At 83.4% G+C, this 290-nt stretch carries 1 protein-coding gene; it reads left to right on the forward strand.

The window, feature by feature from the left end:
- The coding region (locus tag BST11_RS29450; RefSeq protein WP_211284809.1) for a hypothetical protein at positions 1–290 on the forward strand (290 nt) is incomplete at both ends.

Genomic DNA, 290 nt, shown 5'->3' on the forward strand with positions numbered 1-290 from the left:
GGGGCCGCCGGCCTGTTCGGCTCCGGCGGGGTCGGCGGGGCCGGCGGGAACTCGGCGGCGTCCGGCGGCAACGGCGGGGCCGGCGGCAACGCCGGCATGCTCTTCGGCGCGGCCGGGACCGGCGGCTCCGGCGGGCACAGCGACAGCATCACCTTTCCCGGAGGGGACGGGGGCGCCGGCGGCGCCGGCGGGCTGTTCTCCGCCGGCGGCACCGGCGGGCTCGGCGGGACCAGCGTGAGCGGGACCGGCGGCACCGGCGGGGCGGGCGGGGCCGGCGGCGTGTTCGGTGC

The organism is Mycobacterium alsense (assembly GCF_002086635.1).
GTDB classification, from domain to species: domain Bacteria; phylum Actinomycetota; class Actinomycetes; order Mycobacteriales; family Mycobacteriaceae; genus Mycobacterium; species Mycobacterium alsense.